The organism is Streptomyces griseobrunneus, from assembly GCF_046713465.1.
Lineage (GTDB): Bacteria > Actinomycetota > Actinomycetes > Streptomycetales > Streptomycetaceae > Streptomyces > Streptomyces microflavus.
Genome location: NZ_CP177080.1, coordinates 137964 through 158658, shown reverse-complemented (window position 1 = coordinate 158658; position 20695 = coordinate 137964). Strand labels below are relative to the sequence as shown.

Here is a 20695-nt window from a genome sequence, read left to right as displayed (position 1 = left end):
GGGGGTCTCGCGCCCAGCCGGACGCCGTGGTGCCCTCGGGCCTCACGGTTTTGTCAGGGCGCCGGTCCGCAGCAGAGCCAGCCCGAGAGGGGTGATGTGGTGCAGCACGGACCCGCCTCGGCGGCTGGTGGTGATGAGATCGGAGTTGCGCAGCACGGTCGCGTGCTGACTGGCCGCTGCCGCCGTGACGTTGAGGCGCCGGGCCAGTTCGCTCGTCGTGCAGCCTTCTGCTGTCACCGGTAGAGCGGCGGCTCGCGTGCGGCCGAGTAGAGATCCCAGGTTCCGTATGGCGGAGCCGTCCGCTTCCGCCGGTCCGATATCGATCAGCGGCTGGCGGAGAGTTGGCACGCTCAGTCGGGGTGGCTGGGCAGTATCGAGCGGGTCCCACAGGAAGCTCACCTGGCTCGAGGAGACCACCGACCTCGACTACGTCCGCCAGAGCCTTGACCGCCTGCCCACCCGCCGCGGCAAACCCCCCCTACCACCGCGACGGCCGCATGATCGGCTACGCCCTCCTGGGCCCTCAGGCCAAAGCCTCCCGCTCCTCCGGCACCTTCCGCCGACGCGTCTTCTGGCTCCTCCCGCACGACCGCGACACCCAGCCAGAAGGCCTCTACGCCACCGGCGCCCCCGCCGAAGCCGTCGACCCCCGCACCCTGGCACCCGCCACCAAGGGCTACAAAACCGAACGCTCTGGTTGGCGGCCCACCCTCCACTGCTATGCAGGAACTCGGGATAACCCTTCCGCTCTGACCCCCACGGCGGCCGTCCCCACGTGAGGGGGTTTTCGGGCGGCATGTTTGGAGACGGTGTCGGGGGTCAGGTGGTGGGGGACCGTAACGTCCAGCACAGCAAGGGTGTGAGTGGCATGGCTGCTGATGAGAAGGCCCAGGCGAAGACCGAGCAGGCCAAGGGCAAGATCAAGGAAGTCGCCGGCCGCACTACCGGCAACGAGCGGCTCACGGCCGAAGGCCGGACCGATCAGGCCAAGGGCGACGCCCGTCAGGCCAAGGAGAAGGTCAAGGACACCCTCACCGACTGACACAGTCCAGCCGACTGCACCAAGCCCCGCGGAGCACTGCTCCGGCGGGGCCGTGCTGCGTCAGGACCTGGCACGGAACAGGTGCTTCGAGGTAGATGGATGAAGCCACGCTGCAGCCCTAGGTTCTGTCCGGCGGATCGTGGTCGGAGCCGTGCCGAGCAGTAGAGCCAGCTCCTCGCGATTTCCCGGCTAACCCGTGAAGCGTCTGCCAACAGGCAGCGCCGTGCGGGGCTATTGCTGCAAGCCAAGACGTACCCGCCGCGGGATCCGCCGAGGCAGCGCCGCGTCCCGAGCGGCGGCTTCAAGGGCCAGGTCGCTGCCGAGCCAGCACACGCTTCGATTGTCAGTGGGTCGTGTGAGTCTGTCCGAGACCCACCGTACGATTCACCGGAGTTCAGGTATGACGACCCCTTCGCCCATGACGGTCGCGGAATGGCGCGCGTTCCTCAGCGACTACAACGCCAGGCACATCAGCTCGGACGAGGTCCGTGAGGCCATCGAAGAGCATCGGCAGGTCATCAGCAATGAGCGGCTGGAGGCCGAGTGGGCCGGTGCCGAACCGGCGGGCGAGCAAGCGATAGTGGCCGCCGAGGAGCGGCTCGGGGTGAGGTTTCCTCCCTCGTACCGAAACTTCCTCCAGGTCAGCGACGGCTGGGAAGACATCGGGTTTGTCAACCTGTTCCAGGTCGGCGCAATCGGCTGGTTTGCCGACCTCGACGCCGAGCTCTTCGAAGCGTGGTCGGACCTCAACAGCTTCGAGGAGCAGCTCACTGTACTCAGGCGATGCCTGCTGGTCGGCGACGACGACGGCGGTAGCGGCTGCTACTGGCTGCTGCACGCCGACAGCATCGGGGATGACGGCGAGTGGACCGCGTATGTGTGGTGGCCCGGCGACGGTGACGACCCCGAGCCTCACCACGACTTCGCCGCCATGGTGCGGGAAGCAGCGTGCCCCTAGACGACTCTTCACCGTCTCGAGGACGATGTCTATCCCGCCTGGACGATAAGCCGTGCTGCCGAGATACTCAGTACCACCCACGGTTTCCTCCGCGCCATCGATGAGGCCCGCCTCATCACCCCGCTCCGCAGCACCTGCAGCCACCGCTACTCCCTCTACCAGCTGCACATCGCCGTCCGTGCCGGCGAGCTCGTCGACCAGGGCACCCGCATCGACGCTGCCCGGCGCATCAACGCTGAGTGAAACCGCCTGCCGCAGCCTGAAGTGCTAGGCATCCTCCGAGGCCCTGGGGGCCTGGCTTGTCCGCCAGATACTGGGGAACACGTGGCGGTTCGTGCCGGGGTCGAACGGTTCGACGACAGTACCTGCCCCCGCCCCTTTGCCTCCTACCCCCGATTTGCGGTGGGGACGGTGGTGGGCGGTGTCAGGCGGTGCGGGCGGCGTCCACAGTCGGGTAGAGGTTCAGGACGTGGTCGATGCCGTAGAGCCGAAGACCTGGGTCAGCCCGGGCGGCAGATTGGCTATGCGCAGGTGGGTGCGCTGGTGGGTCATCAGGATCAGTGTGAGCACCGTGGAGTCGAGGAACGTGATCCCTCCCGCGTCCAGGATCACTCCGCCGTACTCATTGACAGCGGTGTCGATCTGTTCCTGCAGCCAGGGCACCGTGTCGTAGTCGAACTCGCCTTGTGGCGCGATCACGGGCAGGGGCCCGGCACCGGGGTGCCGGGGGCTTGCAGGAGACGTAATGGGGCAAGTATGCCGCCGTGACGTCCCTTGGAGGGTTCCGAAGCGCCTGATCCGGGCCCCACCTCTACGAAGGGACGCTCGCCGGGACGGTCGGGCGAGGGCGCCACCGCGATCAGCCCTACGACGCGACGGGGCGGACACCTGTGCCGCCCAGGGCCTGCGACACTGCCTGAACCCTGGCCCTTCCCCTGTGTGCTGCCTACGTTCGATTACCTCTTTACAGGCCACGCGGAAACCTGTGGTGGATGGAGTAGACATTGGGTGGTGGTGTGGTTATGGTTTCTCTCGTAGCCCAGAGGACAGCAGGGCCCGGCAGAGATGAACTGCCGGGAGCATCACCGCAATACGCGCAGGACCGTAGTTGCAGGATGTTGGACGGTCCGGTGGTGGAGTTCCGAAGCCAGAGCAGTTGCAGGACGGCGACGGGACTGGCTCCGGACCGGGTGGCCCGCAGTGATCAGGGGCTGCCGTGATGCAGTACCGCAGTACACGTAGTGGCATCACACAGCAGCAGGACCAAAGCAGCACCTCGGTGAAGGCGTCTGGCTGTGGGCGTGCGCACCGGGAAGTTCGGCAGTGGGGTTCTAAGCCAGGGCAGTTGCATCACGGGCGACGGGGCTGGCTGCCGAAGGAGTGGCGCTTTCACAGGTCACCGAGCAGTACGCATCACCCAAGTAGTACGCAGTGAAGCAGTACCAGTAAGTGATTCAGAGGGTAAGAACGGAGGAGTTGAGCGCCATCAGGATCGCCCGGGCGGAAGTACAGGGCCCGGGTACCGCAGGACATCGTGAGTGAGGTGGTCTCCGGTCAAGCAACCGCGATCCCCGCAACCCCCTACCTCTCCCAGGTGGGAATGCGGAACAAGAAAGGCTGGCACAGCCGATCATGGCCGGCCGATGGTGTAGCAGTTCCTTCGGGGCCCTGGTGCCAATGGCACCAGGGCCCCTCCAACGCGTGTTCCACAGGAAGGTACAGATGACAGCAGACGACTCGTTCGGCCGACTCGACGACGACGACTACCCCGCCTACACCATGGGCCGGGCAGCAGAAATGCTCAACACCACACAAGGGTTCCTCCGCGCCATCGGCGAGGCCCGCCTCATCACCCCGCTTCGCTCGCCGGGCGGCCACCGCCGTTACTCCCGCTACCAGCTGCGCATCGCCGCCCGGGCCCGTGAGCTCGTCGACGGCGGCACCCCGATCGAGGCCGCCTGCCGCATCGTGATCCTCGAGGACCAGCTCGAAGAAGCTCAGCGCATCAACGCCGAACACCGCCAAGGCATCAAGCCGGGCAGCACACCGCCCGCGGCCTGAAACTCGGACTCTGCGCGCCCGCCGGAATACCGGCGGGCTACACGCGTACCCGCCGGTGATCAACACCTTGCACAGTCGCGACGCGAGCGCGGCGGCCGCGGTGACGCCGATGCCCCTCGATCACTGCATCTCGGCCTCGGACAGGTGCTTCACCCGCTCCGGCGTCAGCGCGAGGATCCGACCGGCAGCCCTATCGCGCTCGCTGCTTGTTCTCGGCAGCCTTCCGGGCGGCCGCTTCCCGACTGCTTCAAAAGGCGCGGTAGCCCACCACCAGCTCGGGCCGTCACGGTGATGCCCAGATTCACCAGCTGGGGGTTGCGGGGCTAGGCACTGCTTCTCGGATCTCCTGACCTGACCGCCAGGCGATCTGAACGCGCCGGGGACCCACCGGCACAACGTCGAACGGGGGGGAAGCACGGACCGGATTCTGTCCGGGGCCGGCTCCTCCGGCGGGCTTCGTCACGCCGGAGGAGCCGCAGCTGGTCGGCCCCCATCGGCGGGGAATGAAAAGGGCCGTCCCGAGCTGTCTCTCAGGTCTCCCTGATCTCTACGGTCAAACACCCCTTCTTTCCCGCAACCCGCGTCCCCCTTGTCCTGCGCCAAGGACGCGGCGAGGATTCCTTCGGTGACCCGTGACGACATGTCGGCGGGCGTCCGCGAAGGAATCCTGAGGTTCCTTCGATTACCCCACGCGACATGACCATAGGCGTCATGGATTGGCATCCTGGGATGCCAATCCATTGATCATTTCCGCAGGTCAGAGCCCTGCGGAGGGTGCGCCAGATCAACGCAGGGGACGACGTGGTGGTGGAGATCCGGGACCTGCCGCGAGGGGCGCTGGAGACCGAAGAGGCCGACTCGTACGAGATCGTCCCGGACCAGCAGCCGGTGGACCTGGAGGCGCTGCGCGCCGAGCGTGCGCGACTGCTGGCCCGGATCGCCGACATCGACGCCCTGCTGGAGGCTCAGCGATGAAGACATTGCCCGTCGCCCTGTTCGTGGAGGGCCTCAACGATCACACTCCGGTGAGGCTCCTGCGCGCGGCGCTCAGTGAAGTCGCCACCTGGCCCGCCGAGAGCGGCCGCACGCACGCGGACCTGACTCTCTATCCCGTGCACCAGGACCGGGCCAGCGCCTCGCGCTGGTATGAGATGTGGTGGACCCACCGCACTGTCACCGCTGCCCATGAGAGTCCGGGGTCCGAGTAGGAACGGACCAGGAAACCGGTGTTGCTGTCAGAACTTTTGACACTGACCGACTCAGCGGCCGAGGTCCGCTCGGACGTGCGGGCTTCGGGCGGACGTCCGGCAGAGCTTATTTCTCAGAAACGGTCCTTTGCCCGAGCAAGATCAAATAGAGGCGTCCGGAGACCGCGAATTCCCGGATCGGGTCGCAGAAGCCGTTCTCACTCAAGAAGGGCAGGAGTGGGGTTCTGCGACTTGCGTTGTGCGAAAATCCGGTGTGTGACGGACCCTCAAGAGTCTTCCTTGCCGGCCGGGTCGGAAGCCGATCTCGTCGAACGCCATCCGTGCCCCAAGTGCAAGGCGGCTCCCGGCTCGCCGTGCCGCTCCCGCTCCGGCGCGGTCGCCTCCGCCTATCACACCGGGCGCTTCACGAAGGTGCCGAAGCTCGCGAAGGAGTTGCGGGTGTAGACGCCGGCCGACCGCGGGCCGGGCCAGCCGTGGCGGCCCGGGGCTCCGGTGCCCGCGGCCGTCGATCCGGACCTGCCGAGCGCGGACATCCGTATCGGCTACGCCCGTTGCTCAACGCTCGGGCAGGAACTCGATTCGCAGCTGGACGCACTCGCCAATCACGGCATCGAGCGAGAGAAGATCTTCAGCGAGAAGATCAGCACCCGCATCAAGGTCCGCCCCGCCTTCGAGGAGGCGCTGAAGACCGCCCGGGAGATCAAGGCACACGCCCCACACTGCCGGGTCCTGTTCACGGTGTACGAGATGAAGAGGCTGGGACGGGACGCGGCCGAGCTCACCGCCCTCGCCGACCATCTGACCGAGCACGGCCTGGTGCTGGAGATGCTCGCCGGACCGCTGCCCGGCATCTACGACCCCACCGGGCCTGGCAAGCTGCTGTTCGGCTTCTTCGCCGCGATGGCGGAGACCGAGCGGGAGACCATCCGCGAGTCGACGCTGGAAGGGCTCGACGCCGCGGCCCGCAAGGGCAAGTACGGCGGCCGGCCCCCGGTCATCACCGACGACATGCTGCACACCGTGCTCCGCCGGAAAGCGCTCGGCGAGTCCGTCGAGCAGATCCAGCCCGACCTGATCATCCCCACCGGCAAGCGCAAGGGACAGAGCCCGTCCGTGGCCAGCATCTACCGGGCGCTCGCCGAGCACAGAAGAAGCAGGCGTACCCCGAGGCTGTCGAGGCGGCGCACGACGACTTCGCCGCTCTTCGGCAACGCGACCGCAGCCCCGTGTAGTTACGCAGTGTTACTCGCCACTTGGCGGCAGCTATACGAGAACTGGGCCTCCTCCGGCGCCAAGCTGCTGGCCAAGCCCATGATCGTTTTCAGCGCCCACCGCTGTACCGGTGTTCCCCAAGCCCGAGGATCCCCGCGAGTTCGCGGGAACTGAAGGTTCTTCAGCGGGAACCCGAGGGTTCAAGGACGTCCTTCTCGGGGGTTGACCCGTGGGTTCGCGGCGAACACGCGGGAGCGGCTTTGAGGTTGGTCTGGAAAAGAGTGCTGAGCCCGTTCCTCGTCGAGGTGCTATCGCTTGTCAGGCCGGCAGGGTGTTCACAGGACGAGCATGAGCTTGCCGCCGGGTCGGCGGGACTGGCTGAGCTCGGCCGCTTCCCGGACCTGGTCGAGCGTGTAGGTGCGGGCGACCGGTACGACCAAGATGCCTTCGCCGGCGAGCCGGGCGAACTCGTCCATCTGCTCATAGCGGATCTCGGTGGTGGTCCGGACGCCCAGCTCGGCCGCGGCGGCGAAGTCCGAGACGGTGAGGACGCGGTCGGGATCCCCGGTCAGCTCGATCAGGGTCGGTAGTGAGCCGCCGGCCGGGCTGGGCTGGTCGGCGCGGTCGATCCGGCCCCCGGTCGGCGTCGCGTCGAGGGCACGATCGATGCGGCCTCCGGCCAGTGCCCTGACACGTCCTGCCATGTCCTCGCCGTAGGCGGTCACCTGGGCGCCGATCTCCTCCAGGGCCGCGGCCCGGGTCGGCCCGGCGGTGGCGATCACCCGAATACCCCGGTGCAGCGCGAAGCGCACCGCTGTCTCACCCACGGTGGTGCCCGCGCCGTGGACGAGCAGCAGCTCGCCCGGCTGGACGCCGAGGTCGTCGAGCGCGCGCCACGCCGTCTCGGCCGCCATCGGCAGCGCGGCGGCCTGCTCGGCGGTGACACCTTCGGGGATGCGTGCCCAGGCCGGCATCAGCGCGTACTCGGCGGCGCCGGCCGTCTGGCCGTGGAAGGTGGCCGGGCCGAATACGCGGTCGCCGATCCGGACGTCGGTGACGCCCTCGCCGAGCGCGTCGACGGTGCCCGCGATCTCGAGGCCGAGCCCGCGCGGCAGCGGCGGCAGATGGTCGGCGAGGAGACCGTCGACGATGTGCCAGTCGGCCGGTGTCAGGCCGCACGCCCGCACGGCGATCCGGATCTGACCGGGTCCAGGCTCCGGCTGTGGGACGTCGCGGAGCACGATCACGTCCGGGGGCCCGAACCGGTCGAACTGAAGAGCCTGCATGACGATCTCCCGAGTGATGACAGCATCTGTCGTCATCGACGATATCATCGTGACAACAGATGCTGTTGTCGTATCCTGGCGGGTATGCCGAGATGGGAATCCGACGCACAAGGCCGACTCGAGCGCGCGGCGCTCGAGCTGTTCGAGACACAGGGGTTCGAGCGCACCTCGGTCGCGCAGATCGCGGGCGCCGCCGGTCTGAAGGAGCGCTCCTTCTACCGCTACTTCCCCGACAAGCGGGAAGTCCTCTTCGCCGGTAACGAACTCGAGGCCCACCTCGTCGCCCAGGTCGAGGCGGCTGACCCGGGCCTCACGCCGATCGAGGCGCTGCTGGCCGCACTGGGAACCGCCGAGGAGATCTTCCGCCCGCGCGAGTTCCTGCTGCGCCGGGGAAGAGTGATCGCCGCCAACCCGGCACTGGCTGAGCGCGATCTGATCAAGCTCGCCGACATCGCCGACGCGCTGGCGCTGGCGCTCGAGCGCCGCGGCGTCGAGCCCGGCAAGGCACGCTTCATCATCGACGTAGTGCTGGCGATCCACCGGCGCGCCATGCCCCGCTGGCTAGCCGAGCCCGACACCACCCTCGCTCAGCTCATGGCCCAGGCCGCCGCCGAGCTGCGTGAGACGGTCGCGCTGCCGGCTCCGACAGCCCGCTGAATCGGCCCACGACTCCCGAAGTTGTCGCGAGAACGAACCCGGCGAGCGCGTCGGTCTCGAACTGCTCCAGTCCCTCTGCTGAGACCGGATCGCGGAACTCGCCCAGGTCGCATACAGCTGCCAGCACCAACCCGAGTCTCCTCACCTTCACCCCGATCGCCGATCGGTCGGACGAAGTGAGAACACTTCAAGAACCCTGAAATTACGTCACCAGCGCGAAGAACACCTCGAGGAGACAGAACACCCTGGCCACGGGGGCAAGGACTCACCAGGGATCGGAGGAACTCACGGGATGTCGCACACCCGCCGCAGCGGAAGAGAGCGTACTCCCGCGGCGGGGCCTGGCAACGGGGATGATCCTTGATCGTTCTCACCGGGATTTCCTGCAGGTCACCGCCCGCCGACGAGGCAGCAGGGTGGCGCATGGCAGTGATCGGGACGGCGCCGGGCTCAGTACCGGGGGACCAGGACATCCGCCAGGTCTCATCCCACTCACAGCCGCGAGGACGAGGACAGCTACGAGCGCCTGGCCGACGCGATGACCCGCCCCATCCGCTGGGACGTCATCGAGAACAACTACGACCAGCTCATCAAGTACGCCACCGCGATCCGCGTCGGCACCGCCTCCACCGAGGCCATCCTGCGGCGCTTCACCCGCACCGCCTCCCACCCCGTCTACCAGGCCATGCTCGAAGTCGGCCGCGCGCAGAAGACCATCTTCGTCGCCCGCTACCTGCGAGACCGCGACCTGCAGCGCGAGATCCAAGAAGGGCTGAACGTCGTCGAGGGCTGGAACGGCGCCAACGACATCATCTTCTTCGGCAAGAGCGGCGAACTCAGCAGCAACCGCCGTGACCAGCAAGAACTATCCGTCCTCGCGCTCCATCTCCTCCAAACGGCGCTCGTCTTCGTCAATACGCTGATGATTCAGGAGATGCTCGCCGATCCGGAGTGGGCGAACCTCCTGACCGAGGAGGACAAACGCGCCCTGACCCCGCTGTTCTGGATGCACATCCAGCCCTATGGCGAGGTGCGACTGAAAATGGGCAGCCGCCTCCAGCTCGCTCAGCCCGTCCCTCAGGAACCGGAGCCCGAGCCGGCTGCCGCCTGACGCCAGCAACACCACTCGGCCCCCACGCCACGTCCCGGCAAGGGGGCCGACCTTTGATCTGAAAGCTACTGGTGGGTTACTTGTCACCTGGTTCGCCGCTCGTTAACGGCACCCCGTGTTCTGGGTGAACTCAAGGTGCTGCCTCATCGGTTAAGGGTTTTGAGCCGTGCATCACGCTGAACCTCTTCCCAGTAGGGGGTGTGACCCAGATACGCCAGAAACCCGCCAGAACTTGATCTTGGCCTGCTGAGTGCCCGACGGTGTCGGGGATCTTGGCGATGACGGTCGGCCATGCCCTCGACATCTCAGTCTCCAAGATCCCCGACCTCGTCACCCGCGATCAGCTCTGCGTCTCCTCGCGGCGTCCAATAGCGGCCGCATCGGGTACGACGAGCAGCTTGCCGGTGGTACGCCGAGCCTCCAGATCGCTGTGGGCCTGGGCGGCCTCGGACAATGCGTAGCGGCCCGTTACGGTGACCTCAAGCGCCTTGGAGCGCACCCACTCGAACACATCGGCGGCCCGTCGGAGCAGTTCGGACCGATCGGCGATGAAGTCCCCGAGGCTGGGCCGGATCAGGGTCAGCGAACCGCCGTGGGCGAGCCGAATCGGATCAAACGGCGGCACGGCACCACTTGCCGCGCCGAAGAGCACGAGATGGCCGCGGGTTCGCAGGCTGGCGAGGCTCGCATCGAAGGTGTGCGCGCCGACGCCGTCGAAGACAACCGGCAGTCCCTGACCGCCGTTGAGCCGCCTCACCTCGGCTGCGAGATCGTCGACTGCGGAGGAAAGGATCACCTCAGCGGCCCCGGCACGCTTCGCCAGCTCGGCCTTCGCCGTGGTCGACGTCGTGCCGATCACCCTGCCGCCGAGATGGGTGATGAGCTGGGTCAAAAGCAGCCCCATGCCACCAGCAGCCGCATGCACGAGCACCGTGTCGCCCCCCTGAACCGGGTAGGCGTCCTTGACGAGATAGTGCGCGGTCATACCTTGCAGGAGCACGGCGGCAGCGGCCTCGAAGTCGATATCGTCGGGCAGCGGCACCAGCCGGGAGGAGTCCACGACGGCCCGCTCGGCATACGTGCCGGGAATCTCCACCCAACCGACCCGGTCCCCGACTGCGACGTCAGCGACGCCGGGTCCAACTTCGACTACCGTGCCGGCGCCCTCAGCGCCCGGGGTGAAGGGCAGCGGGAGGCTGTACCGGCCTTCGCGGTGGTAGACGTCGAGGAAGTTGACCCCGGATGCGGCGACCTCCACGATCGCCTCGCCCGGACCCGGCCGCGGCTGGTCCACCTCGGCCTCCTGCAGCACCTCGGGACCGCCCACTTCGTACACCTGAATCGCTCGCATGGCCCTCCAATAACGGCTCATCCCCCACCAACCCCGTTGATGGCGATTAACGGCTCATCCCCACCAACCCCGTTGATGGCGATCCGATTCCCGGCAAGCAGACCAGCCCGCCGCCCCCGCCGAGAGCTGAGACGCCTGCTTTGCACCCGGGTCTGGGACAGGAGACCGAGGCCGTCAAGGGTCGAGGAATGCACCACCCGCCGCTTCCGCACCGCCGTACGGCCACCCACCCGGACCGGCGTAGCCTCCGGCAGCTCCACCGCGCGGCGCACGAAATCGACCACCGCCTCCGGATACTCCTCCGGCCTCGGGAACCGGCCCATCCGCTGATACGACTTCAACGCCAGCAGCAGGGCCAGCTGATCTCCATCCGCTCCGCCGCCCACGCCGCCTCCTCCCGCGTCGGCGCGAAGAACAGATGCAGCTCATGCGCACTGACCAGCCGTTTGAAACGCGGATACGCAGTCCGCTCGATCGAAGTCATCCCCACGCCCCGCAAGATCCGGTAGCCAACGACGTTCCAGGCACCCGCGCCGCATCGTGCCGCCCGAGATCATGCCGCGAGGCAGAAGGCCCGTAGCCACGACAGCCCAACGCATGACGTGGTAAACCACCGGCTCAACCCAAGATCAAGTTCTGGCGGGTTTCTGCCGTATCTGGGTCACACCCCAGTAGTGGGCGGCGGCTGTGACGATCGCTTGAAAGTCGTGCAGCGACATGACTGCGACGTGGGGCGTGCGCGTCCCCACTGGCGGTTCGGCGGGCTCGCCGATCACGATCGCGTTCGTGCCGTGGACATACCCGCGGACCAGGCAATGGTCGAGGGACTCGGCGGCCCCCAGCAGCGATGGATCGTTTAGGGCGGCATCGGAGAGCAACACGGACAGCGTCGCGGCAGGGTCAGCGTCGGGCTGGGCCAGACGCGGGTCCTCGAGCCTGGCCATGTTCTGCAGTGTCAGCATCATCGAGCCGAGGATGCAGGGCTCTGAATCGCCCATGATGATCGAGTCCACGATGAGTTGGAAACGAAAGAAACGCGCATCCCAGGGGTCACCTGCTGGGGTCAAGATCAGACCGAATCGGCCGTCGTCGGTTGAGATGCGCATGCCTATGACCTCCCGTGGTGTTTCTCGGCTTCTGATGCTAGAAGCTGCCGAGCGGCGTCGCCGTAGCGGATGGCGGTCTTCTCGTCGATGCCGAAGACGAGCGCGAGGTGGAGCGGGTCGGCGCCGTGGGTGAGGGCCTCTTCGAGCTGTCGGTCGACGCGGAGCCGTTCCAGGGTGGCGGTGAGGTTGCGGGTGGCTCGGGTGGTCCAGAGCTTGCCGGCCGGGCCGAGTTCGACGGCGGTCTTCTGGGTGATCAACAGGTGGGAGTTGGCCGTGTTCGGCCAGCGGCTGCGGCGGTGGTCGAGCCAGTCCAGGACGGCACGGCGGGTGAGGTCATCGAGTGGGCGGATGTGGCCGCCGACGGTGATGCGCCTGTTGTCCAGGTCGACGTCGTCCAGCTGCATCGTCCGGATCATCTTCGGCCGTGCCGCGTGGACGGCGGCCAGGGCGACGATGAGCCGGATGTCTGGGGCGCTGGCGGCGGCGAGGGCCTCGTCGATGTCCGCCTGGACGAGGGCTTGGAGGACGCCACCGGTCTGTCGGGGGACACGGATGCGGATCGTGGGGTTGCGGAAGATCTGGCCGTTCTTCTTCGCGTGCCGGAACAGCGACCGCAGCGCGACGATCCGGCTCTCGCGCTGTTTGCCGGTGACAGCGTACCGGACCGCGATGATGTCTTCCCGGGTGACCTCTCGCAGGTGGTCGTAGCGGCTCGACCACTCCAGCAGCACCGGCTGGATCTCGCCCAGGTAAGCCCATGCCGTGTGCCGGGAGCGAGGCTCGGACCGCGGGCCACCGTCGAGGAGGGTGCGGATCCAGGCTTCGACGGCGCGATGGATGCCCGGGGGCATCCCGTCGAGTTTTCGCTCCAACCACCGGTCGACTGCGGGTGCCCGGTCGTCGGTGAACAGGCCGAGACGGTCGAGAACTTCGGCGATCCGCACGACGGGAAGCCCACGGACGCGCAGGGCCGGGAAGAGCTCGGAGTACCGGATCGACTCACCTTCGCGGAAGCCGGACAGCATGATGACCAGGGCTCGGTTCACGTCACTGGTGATCCAGCGGCTCCAGCCGCGGGCCTCTCCCAGTGCCCGGGCGGCCTGTTGGGCCCGGTTACTGACTTCGGCGCTTCAGGGTGAGGCTGGGTTGTCGAGGGTGAGGCCGGTTCCGGCTATGAAGCCGTCGAGTGTGTGGGGCCGGTATTGAAGGCGTTTGAGGCGGTTGCGGACGAGGGTTTCGAGGCGGTCGAGGGCCATGACCGCGAGGTTGGCGAGGCTGCGTTTGACGTGGGCCCATACCCACTCGACGGGGTTCAGGTCGGGTGAGTAGGCGGGCAGGAGGAACACCGACAGCCACTCCCGCTCGGCCACGAGGCCCTGCACCTTCAGCTGGACCTCCAGCTCCTTGTTCTGCGGCCAGTAGCCGAAGGCCTCGTCCGAAGTGACGTTGCCCGCATTCTCCAGCTCGCGGATGAGTCGTTCGTGCTGGTCAGAGTCCTGGAAGTCCTCGGGGCGCACTCTCGCGATATCTAGCAAGCTCAGCAGGGCGAGCTCACCGCGCTTGAGGTCTGATTCTCGCCGCCGAATCAGATCGGGCAACGAAGCCTTGCCGGGCATCGTGTCGTAGTCCGTGAAGCAGTGAACGGGGTGGCGTATTCGTCGAACACGTACAAGCCGAGGTCGCAGCCTCGCCAGATCCGGATGCGGTCTGACAGCGCGGACGCCGCGGACGAGGGCTCTTCCTGCTCGTCGAGCGCATCCAGGAGGTCCTCGACCGTCTTCGCGCCGCCGACGGCCTTGGCGGCCCCCGTCGGTAGGTCCAAAGCGGATCGCAGGTGGTCGACGACCGCAGGGTGTCCCGTCTCAACCGAGTTGGCAGCGCATGATCTTCTGATCTACAGCACTGCCAGATGGTGTATGTCCACGCGCTGCTCCTGCACTGCCGGGTTTCCCCTGTACCTCAGGTCACCTCAGCCAATCCTGGGCCACCACCGGCCATGTTGCGGCAGACGGCTGCTCGCCGGTCGTAGCAGGTGCCGACGCTGGGAAGGCCACCGAGGTGCCACATCCACGGTAGGCGCACGGCGTACGGGGGTTTCTATGGCGTTCACGGAGTTCGACACGGCGGATTTACCGGCAGAGTACCGGTTCGACTGGTGGCGCGAGGTGGTCGCCCGGGGGGTGGCGCCGACCCGGATCACCAGCGACCACGCCGCCGACTTCGCGGGCAGCGCGGGGTCGCTGGACCTGGGGCGGCTTCAGATCACCACGATGTCCTTCCCCGGGCTCCGGTCGGAGCGAACCGCCGGGCTCATACGCCGCTCCGACCCCGAGACGTACGAGCTGACGCTGATCCTGGCTGGCGTGATGGTGGTGGGCCAGGGCCGCAACGAGACTCGGCTGTGTGCGGGCGACTTCGCGATGTGGACGTCGTCGCGCCCGTACAACGGCCAGGCCGAGAGTGGCCCCGTCATCGGGGACTCGCGGGCGATCATCCTGCACCTGCCGCGCGCGCTGGTGCCGCTGCCCGAGGCGAAGATCGACCGGCTGCTCGCCGTCGGCATCCCGGCCAGGTCAGGGATGGGCCGGGTGATGGCCCAGTTCCTCGACTCCGTGGTACACGAGGCGTCCGTGCTGGACGCGACCGAACGGGAGCGGCTCGGCGGGGCGAGCCTCGACCTGGCGACGGGGTTCCTCGCCCACCACCTCGATGCCCAGGAGTACCTGTCGCCGGAGGCGCGGCACGCGATGCTGCTGGCCCGGGTCGACAGGTTCCTCCGGGACAACCTGTCGGACACCCGGCTCACCCCCCGTGCCGTCGCCGCGCAGCACCACATCTCCGTACGGCTCCTGCATCATCTCTTCCGTGGCCGCGACGATAGCGTGGCGGCCACTATCCGCCGCCTGCGGCTTGAACGCTGCCGCGTGGACCTCGCCGACCCCCGGCTGCGCGCGATGCCTGTGCAGGACATCGGCGCGCGGTGGGGCCTGGTCAACGCCGCCACGTTCAACCGCCTGTTCCGCACCACCTTCGGGGTGACGCCCGGTGAGTACCAGCGCGCGCATCGTGAATGAAGGCTGCGCTCTTTGCCAATGACGGCGGCGGTCGTACACAGCAATGTTGTGGCCAGTGCGAAACACGTCGTCGATCAGAGGGGCAATTCCGTGGAAGAGCAAGGAACGTTCAGATCCATCGCGTGGGGGAGGGGCGTCGTCGCAGTGATGACGATGCTCTTTGCCTTGGCGGCCACAACGAGTGCGGCCGCTGCTTCCCCGGCAGCCGATCGGAATGGCACCCCGGGGTTCGCGGCGCAGGCGAGCTCTTTGGGGCTGACCAGCGCCCAGGCGGCAGGACTTCAGCGCACAGCCGACGAGTACCTGGCCAAGACAGACGGCACCCAGGTGGCGATCAACAAGATCGTGACCCGCGCCGGAGGTGAACTGCTCATCCCGCTGCCCGGAGAGAAGTACGCCCGTGATCTCGCCGACAAGAACGGCGCGCGGATCGCCGCGGCCGGCACCTGCACGTACACCTACGTATGCGCGTTCGCACTCCCGAACTTCGAGGGTGCCCGCCTGAGCTTCTACGACTGCAACACGCTGAACAGCATTCCGTGGAGCCAGAACGGCTCTTGGAAGAACAACCAGGCATCTCACCTGCGGGCGAAGTTCTACGACATCAACGCCAATCTCGGCTGGACTTCGCCCGGAGGGTACAGCCAGGACAGCAACGCCCCCTGGGACTGGGTCTACTATCTCAGCCCCTGCTAGGGCCTGTGTGATGTCGTGATCACTCGGAGGCCTTGAGCAGGCCGTCGACCCAGGTCATTGAGGCAACGAGTTGGAGGCTCGCGAGGTAGCTCTCGCGCGTCCTGTCGTAGCGGGTGGCGATGCCTCGCCAGGCCTTCAGCTTGTTGATCAGGCGCTCAACGCTGTTGCGTTCCCCGCCCTTCTTCTACCGTTGGCGGACTGGTCCTCCTTCAGGCCATCACCTCACGTACTTCATGGAGGCGGAGAGGCGATGTCATCACGGGAGAGGTTCACCGGCGATCGCGGAGTGACGGCACGGCGGATGCCGAGCGGGAGACGTGGCCGCGGTGACGCCCGAGACGGTGGTGGCGAGTTGTTTTCTGGCGGTGATGCCGAGTGTGGGGAAGATCTTGTAGAGGTGAGATCCGATTCCCAGCGGGCTGCCGGACAGCGCTCTGACGGCGGCCCGTCCCCCTTCTTCCCCCCTGAAATGCGAGGCCGAAGGTGACCAGAATGTGGCCGCCCGGCGGCGGTATCCGTCGACCGCTGCCCCCACGCGCTGCTGCGCCCCGTGAGGCAGTCGACCAGGCGAAGGTGGGCCGCGGCTCGGTGCGCCGACGCGCCCGGGGCATGACGCACATGGAGGCCGCTGCCGCGCTCGATGACGCCTACTTCGGGGCCCGGCAGGACTCCCGGCACGAAGACCTGGCCAATGATGAGCGCGGGCAGGCGGTGCGCGAGCTCGGCACCCTGGAGCAGACCGAGCCCCGCGACGGCGACGAAGCCGTCCGTGACGAGCTCACCCGGCGCGCCGGCGGCTACGTCCAAGCCGACGTCGACGCCTGGCTCGCCCGCGCCCTGGCCGCCCACCTCCAGTCCCAGCTCCTCGCCCACTGCCCTGACCTGCACCGGACCATCGGCGGTCCTATGCAGCCGCCTCCGGGTGCGGACGCACCCGTGTCAGGAGGCGCCCGCGGCGGGACGCACCCGTGTCGGGACGCGCTCGTATCGAACGCGACGGCCCGGGCAGACGGACTGCCCGGGCCGTGCGTTCAGCGGGTTGCCGCTACCCCGCGTTCCTGAGGAACACGGAGGTGAGCGGTGCGGTGTGGGTGGAGTCCACGCCCGCGCCCGCCGTGAAGTCGGCCTTCTCGCGGCCGTTCCAGTCGGCGATCGGGCTGCCGCCCTGGGTCAGGTGCTGGAAGCGGGACGGGTCGCCCGGCGCGGAGCCGAACTGGTAGACCGGCTGGGCGCCCGCGCCCGTCTTCCCGTACGGCAGGTAGTCCGTGTACGGGCCGCCCGGGGTGAGCTGCTTGGACAGGGTGTTGTTGTGGAAGACGTTCTGCGGGCCGGAGGAGCCGGACCACTTGAGCGCCTTGGCTCCGGCGGCCCACCAGATCGGGTACCAGGTCCCGGCCTCGACGTCGCCGCCCTCGCCGCCGCAGCGGGCGGTGCAGTTGCCCGAGTAGTGCTCGTACGGCACGCGGACGGTGTTGTTCTCGAAGAGGTTGCGGCGCTCCCAGCCGCCGTGGAGGTTCAGGTCGGAGTCGAAGTCGTTGCCGTAGACCACGTTGCCCGAGGCCGACCACTGGAGGGTGAAGTGGCGCAGGTTGCGGGTGGTGTTGAGGGCGTAGAGGGAGTCCCAGACGCGGCTGCCGCGGAAGTAGCCGTTGCCGCCCTTGCCCTTGTTCCAGGCGCCGTCGAGGTGGTTGCGCTCGAACTGGAGGTTCTTGGCGACCTCGGTGACGATCGGGTGCGATCCGGTCATCTCCGCGCGGACGCCGCGGGCCCAGGAGTCGGCGGCCCACTTGAAGACCAGGCCGTGCATGGCGTACGCGGGGGCCAGGTTGCCGTAGTTGTGCCGGGCCTGCTCGGGGGTCATCCCGGGCATGTCCTGGGTGAAGGAGAAGTTCTCGAACCCGACGCCGACCACCATCTTCAGCGGGGTGACCTTGCTGGGATAGACGGTGCCGTCGATCGCGGCGGAGCCGTCCGAGGTGGAGTCCACCGGGAGGTCGAACTCCAGCGGCTTGTCCAGGGTCAGCGTACGGTTCGCCGCATCGACGGAGCTGATGCGGAAGACCTGCTGGCGCATGTGCAGGTTCTCGTACCGGCCCTCGTCCGTGGCGCTCTGGAGGGCGTAGAACTTCCGGCTGTTAGCAGCGCCCACCCACACGTGCCCGCCGACCGGGAAGCGGGCCGGGTCGGCCTTGGCGTCGAGGTGGACGACCCGGTCGCCCTCCTTCGCGGAGAAGCCCGGCGCGGCCGCGGAGGTCCGCAGCTTCACGCCCGAGGCCCAGTGCTGGTTGACCGAGCCCTCGAAGAGGTCCTTGCGGTTGGCGGGGGCGGCGGCCAGCTCGTCCGCGTACCGGGGGGCGACCTCGCGGGTCGAGACGCGGAACAGGCCGCGGCCGGGCCACATCCAGCCGCCCTTGCCGGTGTCCGCGCCCGACCCGTAGGACATGGCGTCCTGGTCCCAGCGGCTGCCGTCCGAGGTAAGGGTGTCGTACTTGGTGCTGTCGTCGGGGCGGAACACGATCCGGGTGCCCCCGGGCCGGGCCGGGTCGCTGCCCTGGCCGCGGATGGTCAGGTAGCTGGCGTCCACGGCGATCTGGCGGCTGACGTTCAGCTTGCCGGCGGGCAGGGTGATCAGCGACAGCCGCTCGAACTGCGCGGCGCCCCCGCACCGGGTGCGGATGTCGTCGATGGCCCGCTGGAGGCCGGCGGAGTCGTCGGCCTCGTCGTCCGGCTTGACGCCGTAGGTGCCGTCGAGCTCTTCCGGGGTGATGCGGCAGGCCTCGTCACCGGTGTGCTGCGCCTCGCCGGGCAGCGGGCTGCCGCCGCGGTAGCCGGCGGCCGACCAGTTCGGCATGCCGGGCAGCTGCGCCTTGCGGTTGTAGGCGCTCAGGAGCTGGGAGGGCGGGTTCGGGTTCGCGGCGGCTTCGGAGGTGTACCGGTGGCGGCCGATGGTCTCGATGGCGCGGTGGGTGGAGCCGCCGAGGGGCAGCTCGTAGAAGTCGACGGCGACGTAGTTGGGCGTCTTGCGGGCGGCCGGGCCGCAGATGTTCAGCGCCCGGTCGACCAGGGAGTCGCCGTTGTCGATGGCGGCGGTGATGGCGGTGGGGGCGTCGCGGAACTGGTTCATCACGAACAGCCGGGTGAAGCCGGGCTCCTGCCGCGTGAGCGGGATCTCGTCCCAGCGGGTGTAGCAGTCCTTGTTGCCCGCGAGGCCGCCCATGCTCCAGAAGTTCTCGACCGTCCAGTTGCGCTGGAGGCGGACCCCGACCTCGGGGACGTCACTGTGGTCCGAGAAGATCAGTAGCCGCTTGTCCAAGCCCTTCATCTGCGACAGGGTCGGCCAGCCGTGGGTGGCCACCCCCTGCACCTCGGGGTCGAAGACCAGCTCCTTCAGGCCGGGTATGGCGGCCATCTCGCTGGCCATCTTCGCCCGGTCGGTGACCCTGTCCTCGATGAAGACGGTGACTACAGCGTCGGCGTCCTTCTGCAGGAACGTCACGATGTCGGCCAGTCCGTCCTGGAAGACCCGGTTGCCGCCGACCACGCAGGTGCCGTGGCACATGCGCAGCGGATCCTCGGGTTCACTGCCGTCGTAGACGTCCAGCATCATGCCGCGGACGCCCTCGTCCAGCTGGGTGGCCATGCTGCGGGACTGGTTGGGGAAGACGAAGCCGTCCCCGTAGGAGTTGAAGGCGTTGTGCGTGGTGAGGAACGTCGCCTGGTCGAGCCGCGGGTCGGCCGGCGGGGTGTACTCCTCCAGCACCAGGTCGGTCAGGTGCCAGTGGCCGCGGCCGGTGTCGGCTTCGGCGCGGCTGCCGAGGGCGAGCTGGACGCCGCTGTTGGACCTGCCGCCCGCCGTGGTGGGGGACGTGAGGTACTGCTCGCCGCCGGGCGTCTTCAGCAGGTAGGTATCGGCCTGGACCTGGTCGAACTCCCAGGTCGTACCGTCGCCGCCGCACAGCTTCAGGACCGCGAGCGTGCCGTCGAGGCCGATGCAGTAGGCGCCGTTGACGTTGCTCTTCAGGTAGTACGAGGAGCCGGTCGCGGCCTCAAACCACCACTGCTGCCCGTGCCGGCCGCCGTACGTGAACTGGAGGATCTTGCGGCCCTCCTCCATGTCCCCGGCCTCGGCGTCGACGGCGAGGCCGTTGACGGCGTTCTGCATCTGGACCGGCCCGAGCCGGTTGGGTGGTCCCGGCGCGGCGACGGCCGCCCCTGGGAGGACGGAGGCGACGAGCGCGGCCGTGAGCGCGGCCACGGCTGCGAAGACCAGCCGCATGCTGCGGCGATCTCTGTTGAACATGGGAGGAGGCACTCTCTCTCGGAACGGCAGGTGGGACCCCGGCCTGCCGCCCGGGCCGCGGGGCCCGGCTCGGCGCGAGCACCCCGGCTGGCCAGGCGGTTCCGCACCTGAACCGGACGGAAATCCTCCAACCTGGGAACGAGCACTCTAGCGCCGTAAAGTGACGGGGTTTTACCCCGAGGTGAACGAAGAGTGATCAAGCCGCCCATAGCCGCCGTTCGGCCGTCACGCGGTTCTGCCGTCATCCCGCCGCGGGGTCAGTGACGGTGATGAAGCGGGCGGTGCTGGGCACCCCCTGGGCGTCCAGGGCGAAGAGCATGTACGTGCCCGGCAGGACCACACCCTTGTCGGCCGGGAGGGACACCGTGTACGCGCCGGTGCCTGCGGGCGCGGAGGTCAGCGGGACGCGCCGCTGGGCGTTGTCCGTGGAGTGGGTCGCGGCCACGGCCCGCATCAGGACGAAGGAGACGACCGGGCCGCCGGTGGTGACGGTCAGCGCCCTGTCGACTGAGGAGGCCGCCGCCCTCGACCACCTCGGCTTCCGCTGGACTCATCCGGAACAACAGGCCGACCTGATTGCCGCGGTGGAGCGCTTCCACGCCGCCCATGGGCACACAGACATCCCCCAGGACT

The 20695-nt window shown here is 68.0% G+C and carries 21 protein-coding genes and 4 pseudogenes; 14 read left to right on the top strand and 11 right to left on the bottom strand.

All coding sequences use genetic code 11. The annotated features are described in order from the left end of the window. Window positions 1-42 precede the first annotated feature (42 nt). Window positions 43-237 (bottom strand): ArsR/SmtB family transcription factor, encoded by a 195-nt coding sequence (locus tag ACK8N7_RS00785; RefSeq protein WP_500440366.1) that lies wholly within the window; start codon window positions 235-237, stop codon window positions 43-45. A gap of 154 nt (window positions 238-391) precedes the next feature. Here ACK8N7_RS00785 and ACK8N7_RS00780 point away from each other — a divergent pair. The 4 genes and pseudogenes from ACK8N7_RS00780 to ACK8N7_RS00765 all read left to right on the top strand — a co-directional run. Next, window positions 392-753, top strand: a pseudogene (locus ACK8N7_RS00780) (DUF6009 family protein); the annotation flags it as partial. A gap of 115 nt (window positions 754-868) precedes the next feature. Next, window positions 869-1042, top strand: a complete 174-nt coding sequence (locus ACK8N7_RS00775) for a CsbD family protein (protein ID WP_403218799.1) — start codon at window positions 869-871, stop codon at window positions 1040-1042. A gap of 418 nt (window positions 1043-1460) precedes the next feature. Continuing rightward, window positions 1461-2000 (top strand): SMI1/KNR4 family protein, encoded by a 540-nt coding sequence (locus ACK8N7_RS00770; protein ID WP_500440365.1) that lies wholly within the window; start codon window positions 1461-1463, stop codon window positions 1998-2000. Window positions 2001-2045: 45 nt separating this feature from the next. After that, a pseudogene (locus ACK8N7_RS00765) lies at window positions 2046-2231 on the top strand (MerR family transcriptional regulator); the annotation flags it as partial. A gap of 231 nt (window positions 2232-2462) precedes the next feature. On the opposite strand, the gene ACK8N7_RS00760 reads toward ACK8N7_RS00765, so the two are convergent. Next, window positions 2463-2699, bottom strand: coding sequence for an STAS domain-containing protein (locus tag ACK8N7_RS00760; protein WP_500440364.1), 237 nt, complete (start codon window positions 2697-2699; stop codon window positions 2463-2465). Between the two features lie 1023 nt (window positions 2700-3722). Between ACK8N7_RS00760 and ACK8N7_RS00755 the strand changes: the two genes are divergently transcribed. The 5 genes from ACK8N7_RS00755 (at window position 3723) to ACK8N7_RS00735 (ending at window position 6655) form a co-directional block, all read left to right on the top strand. Further along, window positions 3723-4061, top strand: a complete 339-nt coding sequence (locus ACK8N7_RS00755) for a MerR family transcriptional regulator (protein WP_500440363.1) — start codon at window positions 3723-3725, stop codon at window positions 4059-4061. A gap of 774 nt (window positions 4062-4835) precedes the next feature. Further along, complete coding sequence (locus ACK8N7_RS00750; protein WP_403218792.1) at window positions 4836-5036, top strand: hypothetical protein; 201 nt, start codon at window positions 4836-4838, stop codon at window positions 5034-5036. Next, window positions 5033-5269 carry a hypothetical protein gene (locus ACK8N7_RS00745; RefSeq protein WP_500440362.1) on the top strand — a complete coding sequence of 79 codons (237 nt, stop codon included), beginning with the start codon at window positions 5033-5035 and terminating at the stop codon, window positions 5267-5269. The genes ACK8N7_RS00750 and ACK8N7_RS00745 overlap by 4 nt, the downstream gene beginning before the upstream one ends. A gap of 18 nt (window positions 5270-5287) precedes the next feature. Then, the gene (locus ACK8N7_RS00740; RefSeq protein ID WP_457810846.1) at window positions 5288-5713 is read left to right on the top strand and encodes a zinc finger domain-containing protein; all 426 of its coding nucleotides are present in this window, start codon (window positions 5288-5290) and stop codon (window positions 5711-5713) included. A 48-nt stretch (window positions 5714-5761) separates the two neighbouring features. Beyond that, window positions 5762-6655 (top strand): recombinase family protein, encoded by an 894-nt coding sequence (locus tag ACK8N7_RS00735; RefSeq protein ID WP_403218788.1) that lies wholly within the window; start codon window positions 5762-5764, stop codon window positions 6653-6655. A gap of 161 nt (window positions 6656-6816) precedes the next feature. On the opposite strand, the gene ACK8N7_RS00730 is transcribed toward ACK8N7_RS00735, so the two are convergent. Continuing rightward, a complete protein-coding gene (locus tag ACK8N7_RS00730) occupies window positions 6817-7803 on the bottom strand; it encodes an NADP-dependent oxidoreductase (protein WP_457810845.1) in 987 nt (328 codons plus the stop codon). Between the two features lie 48 nt (window positions 7804-7851). On the opposite strand from ACK8N7_RS00730, the gene ACK8N7_RS00725 reads away from it, so the two are divergent. Next, entirely contained in the window at window positions 7852-8424 is a 573-nt protein-coding gene (locus tag ACK8N7_RS00725) for a TetR/AcrR family transcriptional regulator (RefSeq protein WP_403218786.1), read from the top strand. 538 nt (window positions 8425-8962) lie between these two features. After that, the gene (locus tag ACK8N7_RS00720; protein WP_403218785.1) at window positions 8963-9535 is read left to right on the top strand and encodes a Tn3 family transposase; all 573 of its coding nucleotides are present in this window, start codon (window positions 8963-8965) and stop codon (window positions 9533-9535) included. Between the two features lie 340 nt (window positions 9536-9875). Here ACK8N7_RS00720 and ACK8N7_RS00715 read toward each other — a convergent pair whose 3' ends face one another. The 5 genes and pseudogenes from ACK8N7_RS00715 to ACK8N7_RS00695 all read right to left on the bottom strand — a co-directional run. Next, entirely contained in the window at window positions 9876-10886 is a 1011-nt protein-coding gene (locus ACK8N7_RS00715; RefSeq protein WP_393849624.1) for a quinone oxidoreductase family protein, read from the bottom strand. A 17-nt stretch (window positions 10887-10903) separates the two neighbouring features. Beyond that, window positions 10904-11272, bottom strand: a complete 369-nt coding sequence (locus ACK8N7_RS00710) for a hypothetical protein (protein ID WP_403218782.1) — start codon at window positions 11270-11272, stop codon at window positions 10904-10906. A 243-nt stretch (window positions 11273-11515) separates the two neighbouring features. Continuing rightward, window positions 11516-11992, bottom strand: a complete 477-nt coding sequence (locus tag ACK8N7_RS00705; protein WP_403218780.1) for a hypothetical protein — start codon at window positions 11990-11992, stop codon at window positions 11516-11518. Window positions 11993-11994: 2 nt separating this feature from the next. Next, window positions 11995-13038 (bottom strand): site-specific integrase, encoded by a 1044-nt coding sequence (locus ACK8N7_RS00700; RefSeq protein ID WP_403218778.1) that lies wholly within the window; start codon window positions 13036-13038, stop codon window positions 11995-11997. Between the two features lie 84 nt (window positions 13039-13122). Beyond that, window positions 13123-13365 (bottom strand): annotated as a pseudogene (locus ACK8N7_RS00695) (transposase); the annotation flags it as partial. Window positions 13366-14091: 726 nt separating this feature from the next. Here ACK8N7_RS00695 and ACK8N7_RS00690 point away from each other — a divergent pair. Next, the gene (locus ACK8N7_RS00690) at window positions 14092-15066 is read left to right on the top strand and encodes an AraC-like ligand-binding domain-containing protein (RefSeq protein ID WP_403218774.1); all 975 of its coding nucleotides are present in this window, start codon (window positions 14092-14094) and stop codon (window positions 15064-15066) included. Between the two features lie 90 nt (window positions 15067-15156). Next, entirely contained in the window at window positions 15157-15762 is a 606-nt protein-coding gene (locus ACK8N7_RS00685) for a peptidase inhibitor family I36 protein (RefSeq protein WP_500440361.1), read from the top strand. 19 nt (window positions 15763-15781) lie between these two features. Here the strand turns inward: ACK8N7_RS00685 and ACK8N7_RS00680 are convergent. After that, window positions 15782-15934 (bottom strand): annotated as a pseudogene (locus tag ACK8N7_RS00680) (IS5/IS1182 family transposase); the annotation flags it as partial. A 437-nt stretch (window positions 15935-16371) separates the two neighbouring features. Between ACK8N7_RS00680 and ACK8N7_RS00675 the strand changes: the two are divergent. Further along, window positions 16372-16824, top strand: coding sequence for a hypothetical protein (locus ACK8N7_RS00675; RefSeq protein ID WP_500440360.1), 453 nt, complete (start codon window positions 16372-16374; stop codon window positions 16822-16824). On the opposite strand, the gene ACK8N7_RS00670 is transcribed toward ACK8N7_RS00675, so the two are convergent. Next, entirely contained in the window at window positions 16808-20062 is a 3255-nt protein-coding gene (locus ACK8N7_RS00670) for a phosphoinositide-specific phospholipase C-related protein (RefSeq protein ID WP_403218768.1), read from the bottom strand. The genes ACK8N7_RS00675 and ACK8N7_RS00670 overlap by 17 nt on opposite strands. A 241-nt stretch (window positions 20063-20303) precedes the next feature. Next, window positions 20304-20558 carry a galactose oxidase early set domain-containing protein gene (locus ACK8N7_RS00665; protein WP_403218839.1) on the bottom strand — a complete coding sequence of 85 codons (255 nt, stop codon included), beginning with the start codon at window positions 20556-20558 and terminating at the stop codon, window positions 20304-20306. Window positions 20559-20695: the final 137 nt, after the last annotated feature.

Excerpts from the sequence above, each read along its gene's own strand:
- ACK8N7_RS00775 (WP_403218799.1), top strand. The coding sequence starts at position 869 with ATGGCTGCTGATGAGAAGGCCCAGGCGAAGACCGAGCAGGCCAAGGGC.
- ACK8N7_RS00770 (WP_500440365.1), top strand. The coding sequence starts at position 1,461 with ATGACGGTCGCGGAATGGCGCGCGTTCCTCAGCGACTACAACGCCAGG.
- ACK8N7_RS00755 (WP_500440363.1), top strand. The coding sequence starts at position 3,723 with ATGACAGCAGACGACTCGTTCGGCCGACTCGACGACGACGACTACCCC.
- ACK8N7_RS00745 (WP_500440362.1), top strand. The coding sequence starts at position 5,033 with ATGAAGACATTGCCCGTCGCCCTGTTCGTGGAGGGCCTCAACGATCAC.
- ACK8N7_RS00730 (WP_457810845.1), bottom strand. The coding sequence starts at position 7,803 with ATGACGACAGATGCTGTCATCACTCGGGAGATCGTCATGCAGGCTCTT.
- ACK8N7_RS00725 (WP_403218786.1), top strand. The coding sequence starts at position 7,852 with ATGCCGAGATGGGAATCCGACGCACAAGGCCGACTCGAGCGCGCGGCG.
- ACK8N7_RS00720 (WP_403218785.1), top strand. The coding sequence starts at position 8,963 with ATGACCCGCCCCATCCGCTGGGACGTCATCGAGAACAACTACGACCAG.
- ACK8N7_RS00715 (WP_393849624.1), bottom strand. The coding sequence starts at position 10,886 with ATGCGAGCGATTCAGGTGTACGAAGTGGGCGGTCCCGAGGTGCTGCAG.
- ACK8N7_RS00705 (WP_403218780.1), bottom strand. The coding sequence starts at position 11,992 with ATGCGCATCTCAACCGACGACGGCCGATTCGGTCTGATCTTGACCCCA.
- ACK8N7_RS00690 (WP_403218774.1), top strand. The coding sequence starts at position 14,092 with ATGGCGTTCACGGAGTTCGACACGGCGGATTTACCGGCAGAGTACCGG.
- ACK8N7_RS00675 (WP_500440360.1), top strand. The coding sequence starts at position 16,372 with ATGACGCACATGGAGGCCGCTGCCGCGCTCGATGACGCCTACTTCGGG.
- ACK8N7_RS00670 (WP_403218768.1), bottom strand. The coding sequence starts at position 20,062 with ATGTTCAACAGAGATCGCCGCAGCATGCGGCTGGTCTTCGCAGCCGTG.